This window comes from Amycolatopsis sp. NPDC005003 (assembly GCF_053600695.1).
The window spans coordinates 153852-172236 of the sequence record NZ_JBSGAI010000007.1 but is presented as its reverse complement, the minus strand read 5'-3'; the positions used below and the strand labels follow the sequence as shown (position 1 = coordinate 172236).

The following is an 18385-nucleotide window of genomic DNA, read 5'->3' as shown; positions in this document are numbered from 1 at the left end:
GGCCACCGGGTTCAGCCCTTGACGGCCTCGGCCAGCGCCAGCACCCGCCGCGCGTTGTCGACGTGCAGGTTTTCGATCATCCGGCCGTCCACCGTCACCACGCCGCGGCCGTCCTTCCGGGCTTCCTCGAAGGCCTCGATGATCCGCCGCGACCGATCGACCTCCTGCTCGGACGGCGCGAAGATCCGGTTGCACGGCTCCACCTGCGCCGGGTGGATCAGCGTCTTGCCGTCGAACCCGTACTGCCGGCCCTGCTCGCACTCGGCCTCGAAACCGGGCAGGTCCTTCACGTCGTTGTAGACGCCGTCGAGAATGACGCGACCGGTCGCGCGCGCGGCCAGCAGGCACAGCGACAGCCCGCCCAGCAGCGGCCCGCGGCCCGGGACGAACTCCGCGTGCAGCTCCTTGGCCAGGTCGTTCGTGCCCATCACCAGCACGGTGAGCCGCTCGGACGCCGCCGCGATCTCCTCGGCGTGCAGCATCGCGACCGGCGTCTCCACCATCGCCCAGATCTTCGTGTGGTCCGGGGCCCCGCCCAGCTCCAGCGCGCGCTCGATGTTGTGCACCTCGGCCGCCGAATTCACCTTCGGCACGACCACCGCGGCCGGCCCGGCCGAAGCGGCCGCGCGCAGGTCGGCGTCGTGCCATTCGGTGTCCAGGCCGTTGACCCGGATCGTCACCTCGCGGGAGCCGTACGAACCGACCGCGGCGCACACCCGCTCGCGCGCGGCTTCCTTGGCGTCGGGGGAGACGGCGTCCTCGAGGTCGAGGATCAGCGCGTCCGCCGGGATCGTCTTGGCCTTCTCCAGCGCGCGTTCGTTCGCGCCGGGCATGTACAGCACCGAACGCCGGGGCGTGGTCATCCGAGGGCCTCCTTGGTGGCCGCGTCGTAGGCGGCCGCGAGTTCGGGGTCGTCCGCCGCGAGGGCGTCGGCCAGTTCGGCGACCACGCGGCACTGCTTCACCGACGCGTCGTCCTGCATCTTCCCGTCGATCATCACCGCGCCGGTGCCGTCGCCCATCTCGGCGATCACCCGGCGCGCCCAGGCCACATCGGACGGCGAAGGCGAGAACACCTTCTTCGCGATGTCGATCTGCACCGGGTGCAGGCTCCACGCGCCGACGCAGCCGAGCAGGAACGCGTTGCGGAACTGGTCCTCACAGGCCACGACGTCGCGGATGTCCCCGAACGGCCCGTAGTAGGGCAGGATCCCGTGCATCGCGCAGGCGTCGACCATCCGCGCCACCGTGTAGTGCCAGAGGTCCTGCTGGTAGGTCGTCCGGCCCGCGGTGAGGTCGTCGCCGACCGGGTCGGTGCGCACCAGGTAGCCGGGGTGCCCGCCGCCGACGCGGGTCGTCTTCATCCGGCGGCTCGCGGCCAGGTCGGCCGGGCCGAGCGAGATGCCCTGCATGCGCGGGCTCGCGCCGGCGATCTCCTCCACGTTGGCCACACCGCTCGCCGTCTCGAGGATGGCGTGCACCAGCAACGGCTTCGTCAGCCCGGCCCGCGCCTCGAGCTGGGCCAGCAGCCGGTCGACGTAGTGGATGTCCTGCGCGCCCTCGACCTTCGGCACCATGATCACGTCGAGCTTGTCGCCGATCTCGGTGACCAGCGTGACCAGGTCGTCGAGCACCCACGGCGAGTCCAGGCTGTTGACCCGGGTCCACAGCTGCGTCTTCCCGAAGTCGTTCGCCTTGGCGATCGCGACCAGCCCGGCGCGCGCGGCCTCCTTGCGGTCGGCGCGCACCGCGTCCTCGAGGTTCCCGAGCAGGACGTCGACCTTCTTCGCGATGTCCGGCACCTTGGCCGCCATCTTCTCGTTGCCGGGGTCGAAGAAGTGGATCATCCGGGACGGCGTCACCGGGATCTCCCGCACGGGTGCGGGCGCGCCCAGGGCGAGCGGGGCGAAGAAGTCCTTCGGGGAGCGCATCGGTCCTCCACGGCGGCGGCTAAGTGACTGGCCGGTAACTTTAGTACCGAGCGCGCCGGACCGCTGCGGTGCAAGTCACCGCCATGTGGGTGACGGCGGACAACCGCAGCTCAGCGACCCGCGTCCACTGTGGATTTTGCCGTTGTTGCGCCATCCGGGCTAGTCGGACCCGGTTTGGCCGCTCGTGCCCCGGGTAATCGACCGTTGCCGGTCCGTAATGCCACTCACCCCGCGATCACTCGGTTGGCCGCACCGTTCGACCGAAGTCCGATGACCGCCTACCGACCGGTCATCGACCGCTGGGCGCCGCCGATCGCAGCCACTCGCACTACCCGGCGACGTCGCGCCGCCGCGCTGTTAGACAAGTGAGGTGCCGGTTTCCCCCGGTCACGAAGCGGTGCAGGTTAGAAGGAGGCGGACTCGTGGCGGCTACACCTCAGAACACCGAGCGCTCGACGGTCGCCGGTGGCGCGAAGCGCAGCCGGTCGATGCCGAGCCGCGTGGTGCCGCCGATCGAGCTCCCCGCGAGCGTCGACGAGCTCGCCCGCGCCGCCGCCGCCCAGCTCGGCTGGAACGGCATCGTCCTCCCCGAGACCACGATCCTGGGCCGCAAGGTCTGCGTGGTCGCCAAGCTCCGCACCGACGTGCACGCCGAACGCATCGCGATGGGTGCCGGCCCGGTGGCCGACCGCGCCACCGTCGACACCTGGACCTGGCCGGAGCTGGCCGGAACCGCCCCCGCCCCGGCCGCCGAGATCGTCGGCGTCCTGGCCGTCGCGCGCCACTGGCGCACCGCGATGGCCTCCGCGGTTCCGTTCGCCCGCTACGGCGAGGCCGCGATGGTCCTCCCCTCCCCGGCGGTGCTGACCGAGGACTACGTCGGCAACTGCCTGCCGCGCGCTCGCGCGTACGGCCTCGCCGTCGTGACCGCCGACCCGAACGCGGTCGTCGACCTCGACCTCGAGGGCCGTACCGAGCGCGTCATGCTGGCCGAAGACCCGGTCTCCCGCCTGGTCAACGAGCTGGTCTACGACCACCTGCTCCGCACCGCCGAGGTCCCCGCGTCGCTCGACTGACGGGCTCCTTCGCACCGGGATAGGGTCGGCTCATGCGAGTCGTCATTGCAGGTGGACACGGTCAGATCGCGCTGCGGCTCGAGCGGCTGCTCGCCGCGCGCGGCGACGAAGCGGTCGGGATCATCCGCAACCCCGCCCACGCGGCGGACCTCGAAGCCGCCGGTGCCCAGGCCGTCGTGCTCGACCTGGAAAACTCCGATGTGGACGCCGTCGCCGAGGTGCTGAAGGGCGCCGACGTGGCCGTGTTCTCGGCGGGCGCCGGGCCGGGCAGCGGCACCGCCCGCAAGGACACAGTGGACAGGGGCGCCGCGGCGCTGTTCGCCGAAGCGGCCGAGCGAGCCGGGGTCCGGCGGCACGTCCAGGTCGGCTCGATCGGCGCCGACAACCCGGAGAATCCCGACGTCACCGAGGAATTCCGGCACTACCTGCGTGCCAAGCGCGCGGCCGAGGACGACCTCAAGGCCCGCGACCTCGACTGGACCGTCCTCCGGCCCGGATCGCTCACCAACGACCCCGGCACCGGCCTGGTCCTGCTGGCCGAGAAGACCGGCCGCGGCCCGATCCCGCGTGACGACGTGGCGGCGGTGCTCGTCGCCCTGCTCGAGGCGCCCGCTTCGATCCGCCGCACCCTGACGCTGATCTCGGGCGAGGACGCCATCGGCGAAGCGATCGCGGCGCTGTGATCACCCAGGCCTCGAGAGACATCGCCGTCTTCAGCGGCAGCGCGCACCCCGAGCTGGCCGAAGAGATCTGCGAGCACCTCGGCGTGCCGCTGCGGCCGGTCGAGATCCAGCGGTTCGCCAACGACTGCCTCGAAGTGCAGCTCCAGTCCAACTGCCGCGAGCGGGACGTGTTCATCATCCAGCCGCTGGTGAAGCCGGTGCAGGAGCACCTCGTCGAGCTGCTGCTGATGCTCGACGCGGCGCGCGGCGCGTCGGCGTCCCGCATCACCGCCGTGATCCCGCACTACTCGTACGCGCGCTCCGACAAGAAAGACGCGCCGCGCATTTCGATCGGCGGCCGGCTGGTCGCCGACCTGCTGGTGACCGCCGGGGCGAGCCGCGTGCTCGCGATGACCCTGCACTCGCCGCAGGTCCACGGCTTCTTCAGCGTGCCGGTGGATCACCTGCACGCGCTGCAGGAGCTGGCCAAGCACTTCCGGCAGTACGACCTCTCGCGCACCACCGTCGTCTCGCCCGACCTGGGCAACGCGAAGGAGGCGTCGCACTTCGCGCGGCTCCTCGGCGTCCAGGTCGCCGCGGGGGCGAAGGAACGCTTCCCCGACGACCGCGTCCAGATCACTTCGGTGATCGGCGAGGTCACCGGCCGGGACGTGATCGTGCTCGACGACGAAATCGCCAAGGGCAGCACGGTCCTCGAGCTGCTGGACAGGCTGGCCGAGCTGGAGCCGCGCTCGATCCGGGTCGCCTGCACGCACGGGCTGTTCGCGGCGAAGGCCATCGAGCGCATCGGCAGCCGGCCGGAGGTGCTGGAGATCGTCTGCACGAACACGGTCCCGGTGCCCGAGGAGGAACGCACCGAGAAGCTGAAGATCCTCTCGATCGCGCCGGCCATGGCCGAGGCGATCCGCCGCATCCACAACGGCGAATCGGTGTCGGCGCTGTTTTAGGCCGGGCCGAGCACCCGGTCCAGGTAGGTGTTGGCGAAGACGCCGTTGGGGTCGGTTTCCTTGCGCACGCGCAGGAAGTCGTCGAAGTGCGGGTAGCGCGAGCGGAGGACGCCGGCGTCGAGGTCGTGCATCTTGCCCCAGTGCGGGCGGCCGCCGACGGCACCGGCGATCTTCTCGAACGCGCCGAAGTACTCGCGGTAGGGCATGCCGACGAACTGGTGGATGGCGATGTAGGCGGAGTCGCGGCCCTGCGCCGTCGACAGCCAGATGTCGTCGGCGGCGGCGACCCGCACCTCGACCGGGAACATCACCGGGTCCTTCAGCGTCGGCACTACCGCCCGTAGTTCGGCAAGCACGTCGAGCACTGATTCACGTGGAACAGCGTATTCCGTTTCGGTGAAGCGGACGTTGCGCGCGGTGACGAAGACCCGGTGCGAGACGTCGCTGTACTCCCGCGCGCTCAGGACGTTGGAGGCGAAGCTGCCGAGCGACGGCACGAGCCTGGGCATCAGCCGTCCGGTCCGGCAGAGCCCGCCGAAAGCGACGTTCTCCATGATCCGGTAGTCGACGAACTCGCGGACCTTGCTCAGCGGCTGCGCCGTCTCCGTCCGGTTGTTGCGCTTGACCAGGGCGTTCTTGCCGTAGGGGAACCAGTAGAACTCGAAGTGCTCGTTTTCGTCGGCGAAGTCGTGGAAGCCCTCGAGAACCTGCTCCAGTGGCTCCGGCCGTTCCTGCGCGCGCAGCACGAAGGACGGTTCGCACTTGAGCGTCACCGTGGTGATCACGCCGAGCGCGCCGAGCCCGACGCGGGCGGCGGCGAAGAGGTCGGGCTTGTCGTCGGCCGAGCAGGCGACGACCGAGCCGTCCGCGAGGACGAGTTCCAGCGCGACGACCTGGGTGGCGAGGCCGCCGAGCTTCGCGCCGGTGCCGTGGGTCCCGGTGGAAATCGCGCCGGCGACGGTCTGCGCGTCGATGTCACCCAGGTTGGTCATGGCCAGCCCCAGCGCGTCGAGGGCGGCGTTGAGTTCCCGGAGCGTGGTGCCCGAACGAACGGTGACGTGCCCGGTCTGGAGGTCGGCTTGTTCCACGCCGGTCCAGTGCCGCAGGTCGAGCGCGTCGGAGTCGGCGGCCGCGATGGCGGTGAAGGAGTGCCCGCTGCCCCAGGGGCGCACGGTGCGGCCGGCCGCGGCGATGCTCGCGACCGTCGCCGCGAGCTCAGCCGGGTTGCGCGGCTGGTGCACGTGTTGTGGCGAGGCGGAGGCCGTGCCCGCCCAGTTGGTCCACCGGGTCATGCGCGCGCACCCTTCATCCGTGAGTGCCGAAACAGTAAGTGAATAGTATTCGCGTTTCAAGCCTTCGTGTCGTACTTTAGACCTCGTGACCAGTGCGACGGTGTACGACTTGGCGACCAAGGACCTCGATCCGCCCTTGGCCGTGGTCGACTTAGCGGCGTTCGACGCGAACGCCGCCGACCTCCGCCGCCGCGCGGCGGGCAAGCCGATCCGCGTCGTCAGCAAGTCGGTCCGCTGCCGGGCGCTGCTGGAGCGCGCGCTGACGATGCCGGGCTTCGAGGGCCTGATGTGCTACTCGCTGGCGGAAGCGATCTGGCACGTCGAGCAGGGCACGACCGATGACATCGTCGTCGCGTACCCGACGGCGGATCACGAGGCCCTCCGCCGCCTGGCCGCCTCCGAGCGCGCCCGCGCGGCGATCGCGATCATGGTGGATTCCCCTGCGCACCTCGACCTGGTGGACGCCGCTCTCGGCCACGGCCACCCGGAGATCCGGGTCTGCCTGGAGCTGGACGCCTCGTGGCGCCCCTTCCCGGGCATCCACGTCGGCACCCGGCGCTCACCGGTGTTCACGGCCAAGCAGGCTTCGACGTTCGCGCGCCAGATCGTCGCCCGCCCGGGTTTCCGCCTGGTGGGCGTGATGGCGTACGAAGGCCAGATAGCGGGCCTCGGCGACGCGGCCGGCCCCCGCCTGAACCGGGCACTGGTGGGCTGGATGCAACGCCGATCGGCGGCCGAGCTGGCCCGCCGTCGCGGCGACGCGGTCCGAGCGGTCCAGGCGGTGACGCCCCTGGAGTTCGTCAACGGAGGCGGAACGGGCAGCCTCGAGTCAACGGGCGCGGACGCGGTGGTCACGGAGATAGCGGCCGGCTCGGGCTTGATCGGCCCCACGCTCTTCGACGGCTACACGCGTTTCAAGCCCCGCCCGGCGGCGTTGTTCGCCCTGCCGGTGGTCCGCCGCCCGACCCGCAACATCGCAACGCTCTTCTCGGGCGGCTACATCGCCTCGGGCCCGACCGGGCCGTCGCGCCAGCCGGAGCCGTACCTGCCGAGGGGCCTGAAGTTCCTCGGCTTCGAGGGAGCGGGCGAGGTCCAGACCCCGGTGACGGGCCGAGCAGCCCGAACGCTGAACCTGGGCGACCGCGTGTGGCTCCGCCACGCCAAGGCGGGCGAGCTGGCGGAGCGGTTCACCCACTACCACCTGGTCCTGGGCGACCGGGTGGAGCGAACGGTCCCGACGTACCGGGGTGAGCACCAGAACTTCGGCTGACTCAGGCGCCGGATCCCGAAGAAACGCCCGGAACGTCGAACCTGCCCCCGGGGGAGACTCCCGAAAAACGCCCCACCCTCCCGGGCAGGGTTCCGGCAAAGTCGTTGTGCAGGTCGTGTGGGGATTCGGAGGGCCGCCGGGCGGTCAAAGGTGCCTCGGGCCTTTTCGGGCAGCGAGCGGGTCGGTGCCCGCCACCCCGAAGCCGGGATTGTGACTACGGCCGGCAGTACCGCGTCAAGGCGGGAAAGCGTGCCTTGACCCGGCACTGCCGGCCGTGTTCTGGCTTCGGATCGGGGTTGCGGGGAGGTCTGGGTGGTGCAGGTCAGGCTGGCAGTTCGCCCCTCACGCCGGCGGCCTGCCGCTCACGCCGGTCAGCCACCCGACCACGCCGGTGAGTCGCCCCGACCAGGCCGGTGAGCCAGTCCGACCAGGCTGGTGAGTCGCCCCGACCACGCCGGTGAGTCACCCCGACCACGCCGGTGAGCCACCTGACCACATCGGTAGGTCACCTGAAAGGGCCCTCGACTTTGCCGGTCAACCAGCCGATCGGCCCCCGCCCGCCGCCCCGCGCGCGCGGCCCACCCTCCCTGGGGGAACCCCCACTTCCAGTCTATCGGTCCCCACCGACAACCCACCCCGAAACCACCACGTTGTCCACAGGTGTGCATACCTGTGGACAACTTCTGTGGACAACCTAAGACCGCTCCCCGAACCGAGCCGCCAGGTACCCCTTCACCACGTACTTGGCCTCGGCGACGATCTTCTCGTCGCCGCTGGGCTCCCGACGGAACGCCAGCTTCATCAGCGCGTCGGCGACCTCGTTCGCGATCGTGATCGCGAACCGCAGGTCCTCCACCGGCCGGTCCACCTGTCTGGCCACCAGGTCGGTCAGCGAATCCACGATCACCGCGTTGTTGTCGCGCGTCTCGTCCAGCAGCTGGCGGTCGATGATGTCGCCGAAGTGGACCTTCGAGAAGCCCGGCACCGTGCGGTGCATCTCCAGGTAGATGTCGAGGATCGAGTCCACGACGTCCCACCAGTGCTCCGGCCCGAGCTGCTTCAGCCGCTCGTTCACCGCTCCGACGAAGCGCTCCAGGTTGCGCGCCGTCAGCGCCTGCACGACCGCGCGCTTGTCCGGGAAGAACTGGTACAGCGAGCCGACCGCGACCCCCGCTCTCTTGGCGATCAACGTCGTCGTCAGCGCGTCGTAACCGAGCTCGTCGATCAACGCCGCGCTCGCGTCGAGCATCTGCTCGACCCGCTTCGCGCTTCGTTGCTGGACCGGCTGGCGGCGTAAGGGGGTGGCTTCTGCCGGCACCTTCGCGGCCTGGATGTCGGACACGGCGCTCCTCCTCGTCTGATCTGGGACTTTATCGTGCCGACGGGCTTCCCCACGGACGAGTGAAGACCTAGTATATGAGAACTTTTCATGTTCACCCGTACGGGTGCCCTGACGAAGGGGCCAGCAGCCGGTGCAGAACCCGATTTTCCCGCCCGACTTCCTTTGGGGTGTTTCGACTTCGGCGTTCCAGATCGAAGGCGCCACCAGCGAAGGTGGGCGCGGACCGTCCATCTGGGACACGTTCACCGCGACCGAGGGCAAGATCGCCCGCGGTGAACAAGCCAACGTAGCCGCCGACCACTACCACCGCTACCCCGAAGACATCGCGCTGATGGCGGAACTCGGCGTCGGCGCCTACCGGATGTCCATCGCGTGGCCCCGCATCCAGCCCGACGGGAAGGGCGCGCCCAACCCCGAAGGGCTCGGCTTCTACGACAAGCTGATCGACGCCGTTTGCGAAGCCGGCATCGCCCCCGCCGTCACGCTCTACCACTGGGACACCCCCCAAGCCGTCGAAGACGAGGGCGGCTGGCTCTCCCGGGCGACCGCTGAGCGCTTCGCCGAGTACGCCCAAATCCTCGGAGAGCGCTTCGCCGATCGGGTGAAACTGTGGATTCCGCTCAACGAGCCCATGGTCATGTCCATCTTCGGCTACGGCATCGGCGAGTACGCGCCCGGCAAGGTCCTGCTGCTGGACGCCATCCCCACCGCGCACCACCAGAATCTCGCGCACGGCCTCGCCGTGCAGGCCCTCCGCGCGGCCGGGGCGACGAACATCGGCACGGCCAACAACCACTCGCCCATCTGGCCCGCGGACGACGACGCACAGGACGCGGCGGACTACCTGGACGCCCTGCTCAACCGGCTCTACGCCGACCCGATGTTGCTCGGCAGCTACCCCGAACAGCTCCACCAGCACCTCCCCGCCGGGTTCGCCGACGACCTGGCCACCATCGCGCAGCCGCTCGACTTCTACGGCGTCAACTACTACGAGCCGCAGGGGGTCGCGATGCCCGGCCCCGGCAACCCGCTGCCCTTCGAGCTGCGCGACATCGAGGGCTACCCGATGACGACGAACGCTTCGCCGATCGTGCCGCACGCCCTGCGCGAGCTGCTGCTCGACTTCCACCACCGCTACCAGGACAAGCTGCCGCCGATCCAGATCACCGAAAACGGCTGCAGCTTCGCCGACGAAGTCGCCGAAGACGGCGGTGTCCACGACCCCGAACGCATCGACTTCCTGCACAGTCACCTCGTCGCGCTGCGCGAGGCGATGGACGCCGGTGTCGACGTCCGTGGCTACTTCTGCTGGTCCCTGATGGACAATTTCGAGTGGTCCAAGGGGTATGCGCCGCGCTTCGGCCTGGTGCACGTCGACTACGAGACCCTGCGGCGGACGCCGAAGGACTCGTTCCACTGGTACCGGAAGCTGGTGCGGCATGAGTGAGCTTGCGAACGAATCAGGTCGGCGCATGAGTGAAACGACCGAAACCCTGCCGGAGGCGCTCGCCGAACCCACCGTGCGGGTGCGGCCCGGCTGGATGAGCCTGCTGTTCTTCGCGAACATCGCGCTGTGGCTGGGCGTCTACGCGCCGATCCAGGTGCTGCTGCCGAAGCAGGCCGAGCTGCTCGACGCCGCGAACAAGGAAGCCGTGCTCGGGTTGGTGATGGGCTTCGGCGCGGCGGTGGCGCTGGTCGCCAACCCCGCGATCGGGCTGCTGTCCGACCGGACCTGCTCCCGGTTCGGCCGGCGGCACCCGTGGACCGTCGGCGGCGCGATCGTCGCCGCCGGCGGGCTGGTGGTGCTCGCGTTCGCGCCGAACGTCGCCGTGATGATCGCCGGCTGGTGCCTCGTGCAGGGCGGCCTCAACGGCATGCTCGCCGCGCTCATGGCGGCCTTGCCCGATCGGGTGCCGGTCAAACAGCTGGCCGTGGTCGGCGGCCTCGTCGGCATCGCGCAGATGCTCGGGACGGTGCTGGGCGCGGTCGTGGTCGTTGTCGTGCTCGGCATCGCCGGATTGCCGTTGGCCTACGCGGTCTGTGCCGGAATCGTGCTGATCGGCGCCGCGTTCTTCGTCCTCCGGACGCCGGACGCGCGGCTGCCGGCGGAGTTCCGCCCGCCGTGGGTGCTGCGCCAGGTGCTCCGGGACTTCTGGGTTTCGCCCCGGAAGTACCCCGACTTCGCGTGGGCCTGGAGCTGCCACTTCATGATCAACCTCGGCAACGCGTTCGGCACGCTCTACCTGTTGTTCTTCCTCCAGGACGCGGTGCACTACCCGGACCCGGAGAACGGCCTGCTGATCATGATGGCCCTGTACGGCGTCGCGCTCGTCGGCGGCGCCGTGGTCGCCGGGCACTTCTCCGACAAGTCCGGACGGCGCAAGCCGTACGTCCTGGCGGCTTCCGGGGTGATGGCACTGGCCGCCCTGCTGCTGGTCGGCTGGCAGAGCTGGCCGGTCGCGCTCGCCGCGTCCCCGCTGCTCGGCGTCGGTTTCGGGGCGTACATGGCGGTCGCGCTGGCGATGCTGACGCAGGTGCTCCCCGCGGCGCAGAACCGGGCCAAGGACTTCGGGATCATCAACATCGCGAACTCGCTGCCGCAGGTGGTCGCGCCGCTGCTGACGCCGCTGCTGCTGGCCCACGTCGGCGGCTACCCGGGGCTCTTCGCAGCTTCGGCCATCGCCACGCTCCTGGCCGCGGTGCTCGTGTTGCGCGTGAAGGCGGTCCGCTAAAACCCGACAAACAGTGAAGCCACCCTCGGACTGCCGAGGGTGGCCTTCACTGCGTTGCGAGGTATGGAACCGCGGGCCGGTGCCGGTCGGGGGAGGGGAGTGCAACGGCACCGGCCCGCGGAATTCGAGGGCCGCTCAAGGGCGGGTCACGAGCGCGATCACCTGCATGATCACTGCTGTGTGTGTTGATCAATCTAGCGGGGGATTACCGCCTGGGCTAGGCCTAACGCGGATTTTTTTCGATTAATCGCGGTGGGGACCGGGTGTTGGCCGAGGACTGGTTCGCGCTGCTCGGGGGTGCGGGCGAAACAGCCCTCGGCCGGGGCGAGTGCGGACGCCGGGTCCGATGGGGCGATCGGCCGGCCGCGGCTCGCCTGTCAGGGGGTCAGGCCGTGACCGCTCGGCGCGGATTCACGAGCGCGTGGCGACCGGTGGTCTCGGCCGCGGTGGGCGGCGCGGGGTGGGTGGGGACCGGGCTCTTGCGGCGACCCTGCAGGCGGCTGTCCGTCGCGGACTGTTGCTGCGGGGCGAGGCCGCCGGCCACGAGGTGTTCGTGCGCGACCTGCCAGACCGAGCACGGCGCCTTGCAGCGGTGCCACCGGGTCGAGCAGGTCGGGCAGTCGCCGCGCTCGTCGGGCTCGTGCATCTTCAGCATCGCGCGCCACGCCTCGGTCAACCGGGGCAGTTCGGAGCGCGCGACCGAGACGAGCGACTGGGCGTCGGCGCGGTTCGCCAGGTCGGTCAGCATGTCGAGGCGCTCCCAGACCGCGTTGCGGAGGACCTGCCCGAGTACCTGATCCATGTCAGCTCACCGTTACCTTTCCGCCATCTTGGCGGCTTCGTTGAGCGCGGCGCGCAGCTGTCCGAGCTGGCCGGACGTCAGCCGCGCGGTCTCACCGGGAGGCGAGACCAGTACCACCTGGTTGTCTTCGACGAACACCGTCACCGCCCGCTCGCGGCTGATGAGGTCGCCGCACTGCACCCGCCACACGAGCTGACCGCCCTCGTAGTGGCGGACGCTCGCGGTGCGGGGATCCACCGCGGCGGCGGGGGTGACGGGGCGGACGGCGGAGACGGGCGGGACCGTCGCCGGCCGCACGGCGCGGGTGGCCGTGCCGGCATGTCCCCCTGCGAACGAGTCCACGAACTCCACGCCCTTCTCCGCTCTGTCGAAAGTCTCCGAAGATGCCTTCTGCAACATCGCACCTGGTACGCACCCTGTACGACACTGCGGTTTTCGTAGCTCTCCGTGATCGCTACCGGTGTGCGGCCGGTGACGGAGATCTGACAACTACAGTGAGGTGAAACCGAGTGCGATAGAAGGTGGAATCGGCGTCATAGCGGTGACTGGACTCGGTTCCACGGTAAGCGGTCAGCGGACTTCGCCCGGACCGATCAGGGCACCAGTTCGGCTGTTCACACGGTTCACCAGGTTTGCCTACGCTGTTTCTCAGACGCCCGACCGGACAGTGGAGGGGGCGCGATGGACGCCAGTAACGGTGGCAGTGCCGAAGCCCGGCAGAGCCACGCAGTTCCCGCTGACGCGTGGGAGCAGCCGGAGATGAGATCGGCTCTCGCGTCTCGCGAGATCAGCGCCGTCTACCGGCTCCTGCGCAAGCACGGTGTCTCGCAGCGCCAGATCGCCGCGATGACCGGCCAATCCCAGTCCGAGGTGTCGGAGATCCTCAAGGGTCGCCAGGTCATGGCCTACGACGTGCTCACGCGGATCGCCGACGGCCTGGGTGTCCCGCGTGGATACATGGGCCTCGCCTACGACGAGGCCACGGCGATACGCGTCGTCGGCTCCGCCGACGGCCAGCAGGCTGAGGAGGACGAGTCCGTGAAGCGACGGAGGTTCCTCGCGCACGCCGCCCAGGTCACGATGGGTGCGGCGGTGTTCGGTCCGGAATCGGGCACCTGGTCGGCCGGGCCGGCCAGGACGCCGGCGCCCGGGCGCATCGGCATGACCGACGTCCGGCAGGTCGAAGCGGCGACGCGGGCGCTGCGCGCGCTCGACTACCAGTACGGCGGCGGGTTCTGCCGCGACGCCGTGGTGGCGCAGCTGTCCTGGGGCCAGCAGATGCTCGAGGCGCACGGCACCGAGATCGTCAAGAACCGGCTGTACGTGGCGCTCGCCGACCTCCACTCGCTGGCCGGCTGGACCTCCTTCGACACCGGCCTGATGGACTCCGCCCGCGGTCACTTCGCGAACGCGCTCGACCTGGCCAAGCAGGGCGAGAACCACCCGCTGGTGGCCAACGTGCTCTACCGGATGGGCCGCGTCTACCTGCACCAGGACGCCCCGAACGACGCGCTGAAGCTGTTCCAGCTGGGCCAGATCGCCGCCCAGGAAAGCGGTTCCGAGCTGGCCGTCTCCGTGCTCTGCGCGAACGAGGCCTGGGCCTACGCGATGATGGGCAACGAGGAGCAGGCGGTGAAGCTGCTCGGCCGGAGCAAGGACGAGTTCGAGCGCGCCAACCTGGCCGAAGCCGAGTCGTGGGTCAAGTTCTTCACCGAGACCGACGTCTACGCCATGGTCGGCACCGTCCACACGGTGCTCGCGCAGAAGAACGCCGAGCACACCAAGTACGCCATCCCCGCGCTGACCAAGGCCGTCGAGTCCTACGACGACGAGATGGCCCGCTCCAAGACGTTCATGCTGAGCGCGCTCGCCACCAACCACCTGCTCGACGGCGACCTCGACCACGGCGCCAAGGTCGGCGGCAAGGCCATCGACTGCGCCGAGGGCATCAAGTCCGAGCGGGTCAAGGACCGCATGCGGCCCCTGCAGGAAGAGGCCGAGCGCCGCCGCAACAACGCCGACGCCCGTGACCTCGCCGACCGCCTCCACGCTTTCTACGCCGCCTGACGCCGAAGGCGCCGGCGCGGTTTTGGACGGCCGGTTCACCTCTGGGAAACTGCGCGGCGTCCTGGCCGAGACCTGCGCGCTGCTGGGCCTCGACCCGGCGGGCGCACGGCTGCTGCGGTTCACCAACAACGCGGTGTACGCGCTGGTCACCGCCCCGTTCGTGGTCCGGATCGTCGGCTCGACGCAGCTGCGGCACCGGGTCGGCACCGTCGTGCGCGTGGCCCGGCACTTCGAGCGCCACGGCGTTCCCGCGATCCGGCTCCTCGGCGACGTCGAGCAGCCCCTGGAGGTGGGCGGGCACCTGGTGACCGTGTGGCACCAGGTGCCGAGCATCGGCCGGGCGGCGACGTCGGTCGACCTCGCCCGGCTGCTGCGCCAGGTGCACGCGCTGCCCGCACCGCCCGGCCTGGCCGAGTGGGCGCCGTTCGCCGCGGTGCGGGCCCGGGTGTCCGACGCCGAAGAGCTCGGCGACGCCGACCGGGAGTTCCTGCTCGAGCGTTGCGCCGAGCTCGAGGCCGAGCTCGGCGCGCTGGAGTTCCCGCTGCCCAGGGGCATGGTCCACGGCGACGCGTACCCCGGCAACGTCATCCCGGGCCCGGACGGTCCGGTGCTCTGCGACTTCGATTCCTCGTGCGTCGGCCCGCCGGAGTGGGACCTGACGCCGCTGGCGGTCGGCCGCGAGCGGTTCGGCGACCCGCCGGTGGCGTACCGGACGTTCGCCGCGGCGTACGGCTTCGACGTGACGTCGTGGTCCGGCTTCGCCGTGCTCCGCGGCATCCGCGAGCTGAAGCTGACGACCAGCGTGCTGCCCATCCTGCGGAGCCGGCCGCAGGTGCGGCCGGAGCTCTTCCGCCGTCTGGACGATCTTCGGAGCGGCCGGACGGACGCACGCTGGACGCGTTACCGCTGATCGTCATCTGTCACTTGGTGTGATCGACAGCACATCCTGCACGTGCATTCGCCGACTGCAAATGACCGTTCGTCGCATCCAAAAGGCAGTCAGCTCTGGGTAGAAAGTTCTGCCCGACCGGTCACCCCCAATGGATTACCGGTCAGTCCAATGCGCAAGTTGCAGCTACTCGCCGTGACTTCGCACCGGCTCTCACCTGCGGAGACGAGTTTCAGGAGACGGCGACCGGCGCCCGAGTCAGCACGACGGCGAACCCGAACGCCAAGCCCATCACCGTCAGCTCGAGCGTCGCCCAGGCGGCGAGCGCCGTCCGGTCGTGCCGGACGATCCGCGGCATCAGGCGCCAGCGGACGTTCGCGCCCAGGAGCGCGATGACACCGGTGCAGGCGACCTTCAGGATGAGCAGCTGCCCGTACGGCGTTGTGAAGATCGCCGCCCAGAACCCGATGGTGGGGTTGAGCGAGATCTCGACCAGGCCGTTGAACAGCCCGGTCGCCGCGGAGAGGACCAGGCACAGGGTCGCGAGCTTCGAGAACCGGGGCAGCGCGTGCGCCAGCAGCGTCCGGTTCGCCACGAGGAGCACGGTCATCGCGCCGAGGCCGCCGGTCCAGGCGACGGCGCTCATCACGTGCAGCTCCATCGAGATCATCGTGTAGTCGTGGTAGTTCCAGTTCGACGCGTGCCCGGTGACCGGCAGCGGCAGCAGCGCGAACAGGCCGAGCCCGACGCGGACCTCGGCGGGCACCTTCTCGCCGAAGCGCAGCGCCAGCGCGCCGATCCCGGCGTGGACGAGGGCGAGCACGGCGACGATGACGAGCGCCTTCCCGGCGCCGACCTCGGCGATGTACCGGCCGATGTCGGACGCAGAGAGCGTCGACGAGCCCGGCTTGAACTCCGCGGTCTGCAGGATCAGCGCGACGACCGCGGCGGTGGCCCAGACGAGCGCGGCCGCGACGCCGGCCGGGCGGGCCAGCCGCATCACCGGCTCGGTCAGCTTCGGCCGGTCGTAACCGACCAGCACGGACAGCAGCGCGAGGCCGATGGTGGTGACCGCGGCGAGGTCGAGCAGGACCCGGACGACCGGGATGCCGGCCGAGACCACCGCGTCGGGCTCCACCACGCCGGGCACCGGGGCGGTGGACATGAGCGCGACGCCGATCAGGGCGCCGAGCAGGCCCGCCGTCACGACGCAGAGCAGCGTCGAATAGCGGGGTTTCGCGGTGGTCTCGGCCTGGGTCATCAGTTCTTCTCTTCGATCCTGCCGCCGGAGCGCAGGGCCACGGTCAGCCCGATCGCCAGCAGCACGACCGCCCCGGCGATCCAGACCCAGATCGGCACCCCGGTCGACGACGACTGCGGTGCGGCCTGGGCGGAGCCGCCCGGCGACCTCGCCGCGTCGACGGTCGCCGGCGTGCCGGTGCCCGCTGTCGTCAGGGTGAAGGTGAGCTCACCGGTCACCGGGTGGCCGTCCGCGGACAGCACCCGGTAGCCGACGGTGTACTTCCCGGCCGGGCCGAGCGGCCGCAGGGGCGCGCTGATGACGTTGTTCACCACGCTGATCGGGCCCTCGGCCCACTGGCCACCGCCGGGCCCGGTCACCGCGATCTGGTTGACGTCCGCGCCCTGCACGTACTGGTCGAAGGTCAGGCTGAGCTTCGCCGGGCCGGCGGCGACGGACGAGCCGTTCGCCGGGTCCGAGGAGATCAGCACGTTGTGCGCCAGCGCCGGGGTGGCCGTGCCGAGCACGGCCACCCCGGTCAACGCCAGCGCGACGAGCGCCTTCCGCATTTAGCTGTTGCCTCCCGACTTGGCCGTGGCCTTGCGGGCCCGGATGGTCGCGCCGGCCCCGACACCGAGGCCGATGGCGCCGACCAGCAGGCCGGCCCCGCCGAGCCAGCGGGCCGTGCTGTCGGACGACGCCGCGGCTTCAGTGTGCTCTCCGGTGGTGGTGGCCGTGTTCGCGGCCATCCCGTGCTCGTCGCCCTCGGACTTAGCGGCCAGCTTCACCGCCGGCGCCGGGTGCTCCGGCTCTTCGCCGCCGGGCGGGGTGGCCTGGTTCCAGTCGACGACCTTGCCGTCGCTGTAGGTCTGGTGGGCCGGGAACTCCACCTGGTCCACGTTCGGCAGCGGGCCGAAGCTCACCGAGAACTCCTGGTAGTCGGTGGCCTTGAGTTCGCTGCCCGGCTGCGCGGTCCAGGTCACCGCGGTGACGGCTTCGGTGATCTGCGTGCCGTTGTCCTTGGTGATCGGGGCGGGCAGCTTCGACTTCGTCACTTCGGCGGTCCAGCCGGGGACCGGCTTGGTCCGCACCGAGCCGATGCCGTAGTCCGCCTTGAAGTCGACGGCGACCTTCGTGGTGGTGACGGGGTCCTTCTCCTCGCTCGGCACGCGGAAGACGATCGCCGCGTAGCCGCCCTTGGTGGGCTGCGGGCCGTAGACGTTGGCCGTGACGTGCGCGGAGGCGACACCGGTGCCGAGGAGACCGGCGACACCGACGGTGGCGGCGAGGAAACCGGCGCGCTTGAAGACGTGCTGGGACATGGGTTCACTCCTGATGAACGCAAGAAGGGGCAGCGGACCCGGGGTCCGCTGGTTCGGGGAAGAGCTGGGTTCAGGAGTGGGCGGGCGGGCCGCGCCGCCCGCGGATCCGGCGCAGGTCGACGCCGACGAGGTGGTCCGGACCGCCCGGGCGGGCGGGGACGAGCGCGGGCGCCGCCGCGGGCACCGGCAGTGGCGTGAGCAGCCTCGGCAGGATCGCTCGCAGCACGGCCAGCACCGTGAGGAGCATCGTGTCCGCGCGGGCGAGCAGCAGGGCGGTGAGCAAGGTTGCGACGGCGTGCGCGACGGTCATGCCGAGCCCGGCGCGGCCGGGCGTCGCGGCGATGTCGTGCGCGCGGTGGCCGGCGAGCGTGGTGAGCAGCAGGTGCATCACCAGCTGGGCGGTGCCGAGCAGGGCGACCGTGGCGAACGGTCCGCGTGCCTTGCGGGCGAGCGCGGTCGCGGTCCAGCCGAACAGGCCGGTGAGCAGGACGGTCATCGCCGGATCCGGCAGGCCGCCGTCGGCAATCCGGTGCGCGGTGACGGAGAGCACCCCAGCGCTCACTGCCAGCAACACGCCACGGGTGGCACCCAGCACGGCGGGACGCCGTGCCGGATCGCTCATGAGGAGCAGCCTAAGGGAGCTGCCCCGCCGTGAGCGTGTGATCCCGTGAAGTGAGCACACACCGAGTTCACGTCACACCGGGCGCCTCGGTTCAGCGGGATTTGTTGCCGATCTCGGTGAGCTGGGCCACGGTGGGCCGAAGACGGGGGTTTGGGCCGGCCGTGTCGTGGG

General features: G+C 70.4%; 18 protein-coding genes. 8 read left to right on the top strand and 10 right to left on the bottom strand.

Annotated elements, in window-relative coordinates:
- Positions 1 to 11 precede the first annotated feature (11 nt).
- Both ACWED2_RS11085 and ACWED2_RS11080 read right to left on the bottom strand, forming a co-directional pair.
- Positions 12 to 863: an HpcH/HpaI aldolase/citrate lyase family protein gene (locus tag ACWED2_RS11085; protein ID WP_449690278.1), complete on the bottom strand. Its 852-nt coding sequence runs from the start codon at positions 861 to 863 to the stop codon at positions 12 to 14.
- Positions 860 to 1930 (bottom strand): HpcH/HpaI aldolase/citrate lyase family protein, encoded by a 1071-nt coding sequence (locus ACWED2_RS11080; RefSeq protein WP_449690277.1) that lies wholly within the window; start codon positions 1928 to 1930, stop codon positions 860 to 862. Before ACWED2_RS11080 ends, ACWED2_RS11085 begins: the two co-directional genes overlap by 4 nt.
- A 422-nt stretch (positions 1931 to 2352) precedes the next feature.
- On the opposite strand from ACWED2_RS11080, the gene ACWED2_RS11075 reads away from it, so the two are divergent.
- From ACWED2_RS11075 to ACWED2_RS11065, 3 genes are read left to right on the top strand one after another with little or no spacing between them, the layout of a single operon-like run.
- On the top strand, positions 2353 to 3006 hold the full coding sequence (locus ACWED2_RS11075; RefSeq protein WP_449690276.1) for a hypothetical protein: 654 nt from the start codon (positions 2353 to 2355) through the stop codon (positions 3004 to 3006).
- Between the two features lie 32 nt (positions 3007 to 3038).
- Complete coding sequence (locus ACWED2_RS11070; RefSeq protein ID WP_449690275.1) at positions 3039 to 3689, top strand: SDR family oxidoreductase; 651 nt, start codon at positions 3039 to 3041, stop codon at positions 3687 to 3689.
- Positions 3686 to 4636 (top strand): ribose-phosphate diphosphokinase, encoded by a 951-nt coding sequence (locus tag ACWED2_RS11065; protein ID WP_449690274.1) that lies wholly within the window; start codon positions 3686 to 3688, stop codon positions 4634 to 4636. Before ACWED2_RS11070 ends, ACWED2_RS11065 begins: the two co-directional genes overlap by 4 nt.
- On the opposite strand, the gene ACWED2_RS11060 is transcribed toward ACWED2_RS11065, so the two are convergent.
- Positions 4633 to 5928 (bottom strand): D-arabinono-1,4-lactone oxidase, encoded by a 1296-nt coding sequence (locus ACWED2_RS11060; RefSeq protein ID WP_449690273.1) that lies wholly within the window; start codon positions 5926 to 5928, stop codon positions 4633 to 4635. The genes ACWED2_RS11065 and ACWED2_RS11060 overlap by 4 nt on opposite strands.
- Before the next feature lie 85 nt (positions 5929 to 6013).
- Here ACWED2_RS11060 and ACWED2_RS11055 point away from each other — a divergent pair, with 85 nt between their 5' ends.
- Positions 6014 to 7198: an amino acid deaminase/aldolase gene (locus ACWED2_RS11055; protein WP_449690272.1), complete on the top strand. Its 1185-nt coding sequence runs from the start codon at positions 6014 to 6016 to the stop codon at positions 7196 to 7198.
- Between the two features lie 694 nt (positions 7199 to 7892).
- Here the strand turns inward: ACWED2_RS11055 and ACWED2_RS11050 are convergent.
- Positions 7893 to 8540, bottom strand: a complete 648-nt coding sequence (locus ACWED2_RS11050; RefSeq protein WP_449690271.1) for a TetR family transcriptional regulator — start codon at positions 8538 to 8540, stop codon at positions 7893 to 7895.
- A gap of 130 nt (positions 8541 to 8670) precedes the next feature.
- Between ACWED2_RS11050 and ACWED2_RS11045 the strand changes: the two genes are divergently transcribed.
- Both ACWED2_RS11045 and ACWED2_RS11040 read left to right on the top strand, forming a co-directional pair.
- On the top strand, positions 8671 to 9987 hold the full coding sequence (locus ACWED2_RS11045) for a GH1 family beta-glucosidase (protein WP_449690270.1): 1317 nt from the start codon (positions 8671 to 8673) through the stop codon (positions 9985 to 9987).
- 25 nt (positions 9988 to 10012) lie between these two features.
- Positions 10013 to 11272 (top strand): MFS transporter, encoded by a 1260-nt coding sequence (locus ACWED2_RS11040; protein ID WP_449690269.1) that lies wholly within the window; start codon positions 10013 to 10015, stop codon positions 11270 to 11272.
- Between the two features lie 385 nt (positions 11273 to 11657).
- On the opposite strand, the gene ACWED2_RS11035 is transcribed toward ACWED2_RS11040, so the two are convergent.
- Together ACWED2_RS11035 and ACWED2_RS11030 are read right to left on the bottom strand one after the other, a co-directional pair.
- On the bottom strand, positions 11658 to 12074 hold the full coding sequence (locus ACWED2_RS11035) for a hypothetical protein (RefSeq protein ID WP_449690268.1): 417 nt from the start codon (positions 12072 to 12074) through the stop codon (positions 11658 to 11660).
- Positions 12075 to 12086: 12 nt separating this feature from the next.
- Positions 12087 to 12425: a hypothetical protein gene (locus tag ACWED2_RS11030; RefSeq protein ID WP_103342174.1), complete on the bottom strand. Its 339-nt coding sequence runs from the start codon at positions 12423 to 12425 to the stop codon at positions 12087 to 12089.
- Positions 12426 to 12755: 330 nt separating this feature from the next.
- Between ACWED2_RS11030 and ACWED2_RS11025 the strand changes: the two genes are divergently transcribed.
- Positions 12756 to 14141, top strand: a complete 1386-nt coding sequence (locus ACWED2_RS11025) for a helix-turn-helix transcriptional regulator (RefSeq protein ID WP_033261021.1) — start codon at positions 12756 to 12758, stop codon at positions 14139 to 14141.
- A 22-nt stretch (positions 14142 to 14163) separates the two neighbouring features.
- The gene (locus ACWED2_RS11020) at positions 14164 to 15051 is read left to right on the top strand and encodes a phosphotransferase family protein (RefSeq protein ID WP_449690376.1); all 888 of its coding nucleotides are present in this window, start codon (positions 14164 to 14166) and stop codon (positions 15049 to 15051) included.
- Positions 15052 to 15262: 211 nt separating this feature from the next.
- Here ACWED2_RS11020 and ACWED2_RS11015 read toward each other — a convergent pair whose 3' ends face one another.
- From ACWED2_RS11015 to ACWED2_RS11000, 4 genes are all read right to left on the bottom strand, one after another.
- A complete protein-coding gene (locus ACWED2_RS11015; RefSeq protein WP_449690267.1) occupies positions 15263 to 16291 on the bottom strand; it encodes a copper resistance D family protein in 1029 nt (342 codons plus the stop codon).
- Positions 16291 to 16839: a copper resistance CopC family protein gene (locus ACWED2_RS11010; RefSeq protein ID WP_449690266.1), complete on the bottom strand. Its 549-nt coding sequence runs from the start codon at positions 16837 to 16839 to the stop codon at positions 16291 to 16293. Before ACWED2_RS11010 ends, ACWED2_RS11015 begins: the two co-directional genes overlap by 1 nt.
- Entirely contained in the window at positions 16840 to 17592 is a 753-nt protein-coding gene (locus ACWED2_RS11005; protein WP_449690265.1) for a YcnI family copper-binding membrane protein, read from the bottom strand.
- Between the two features lie 70 nt (positions 17593 to 17662).
- Positions 17663 to 18163, bottom strand: a complete 501-nt coding sequence (locus ACWED2_RS11000) for a hypothetical protein (RefSeq protein WP_449690375.1) — start codon at positions 18161 to 18163, stop codon at positions 17663 to 17665.
- Between the last annotated feature and the right edge of the window lie 222 nt (positions 18164 to 18385).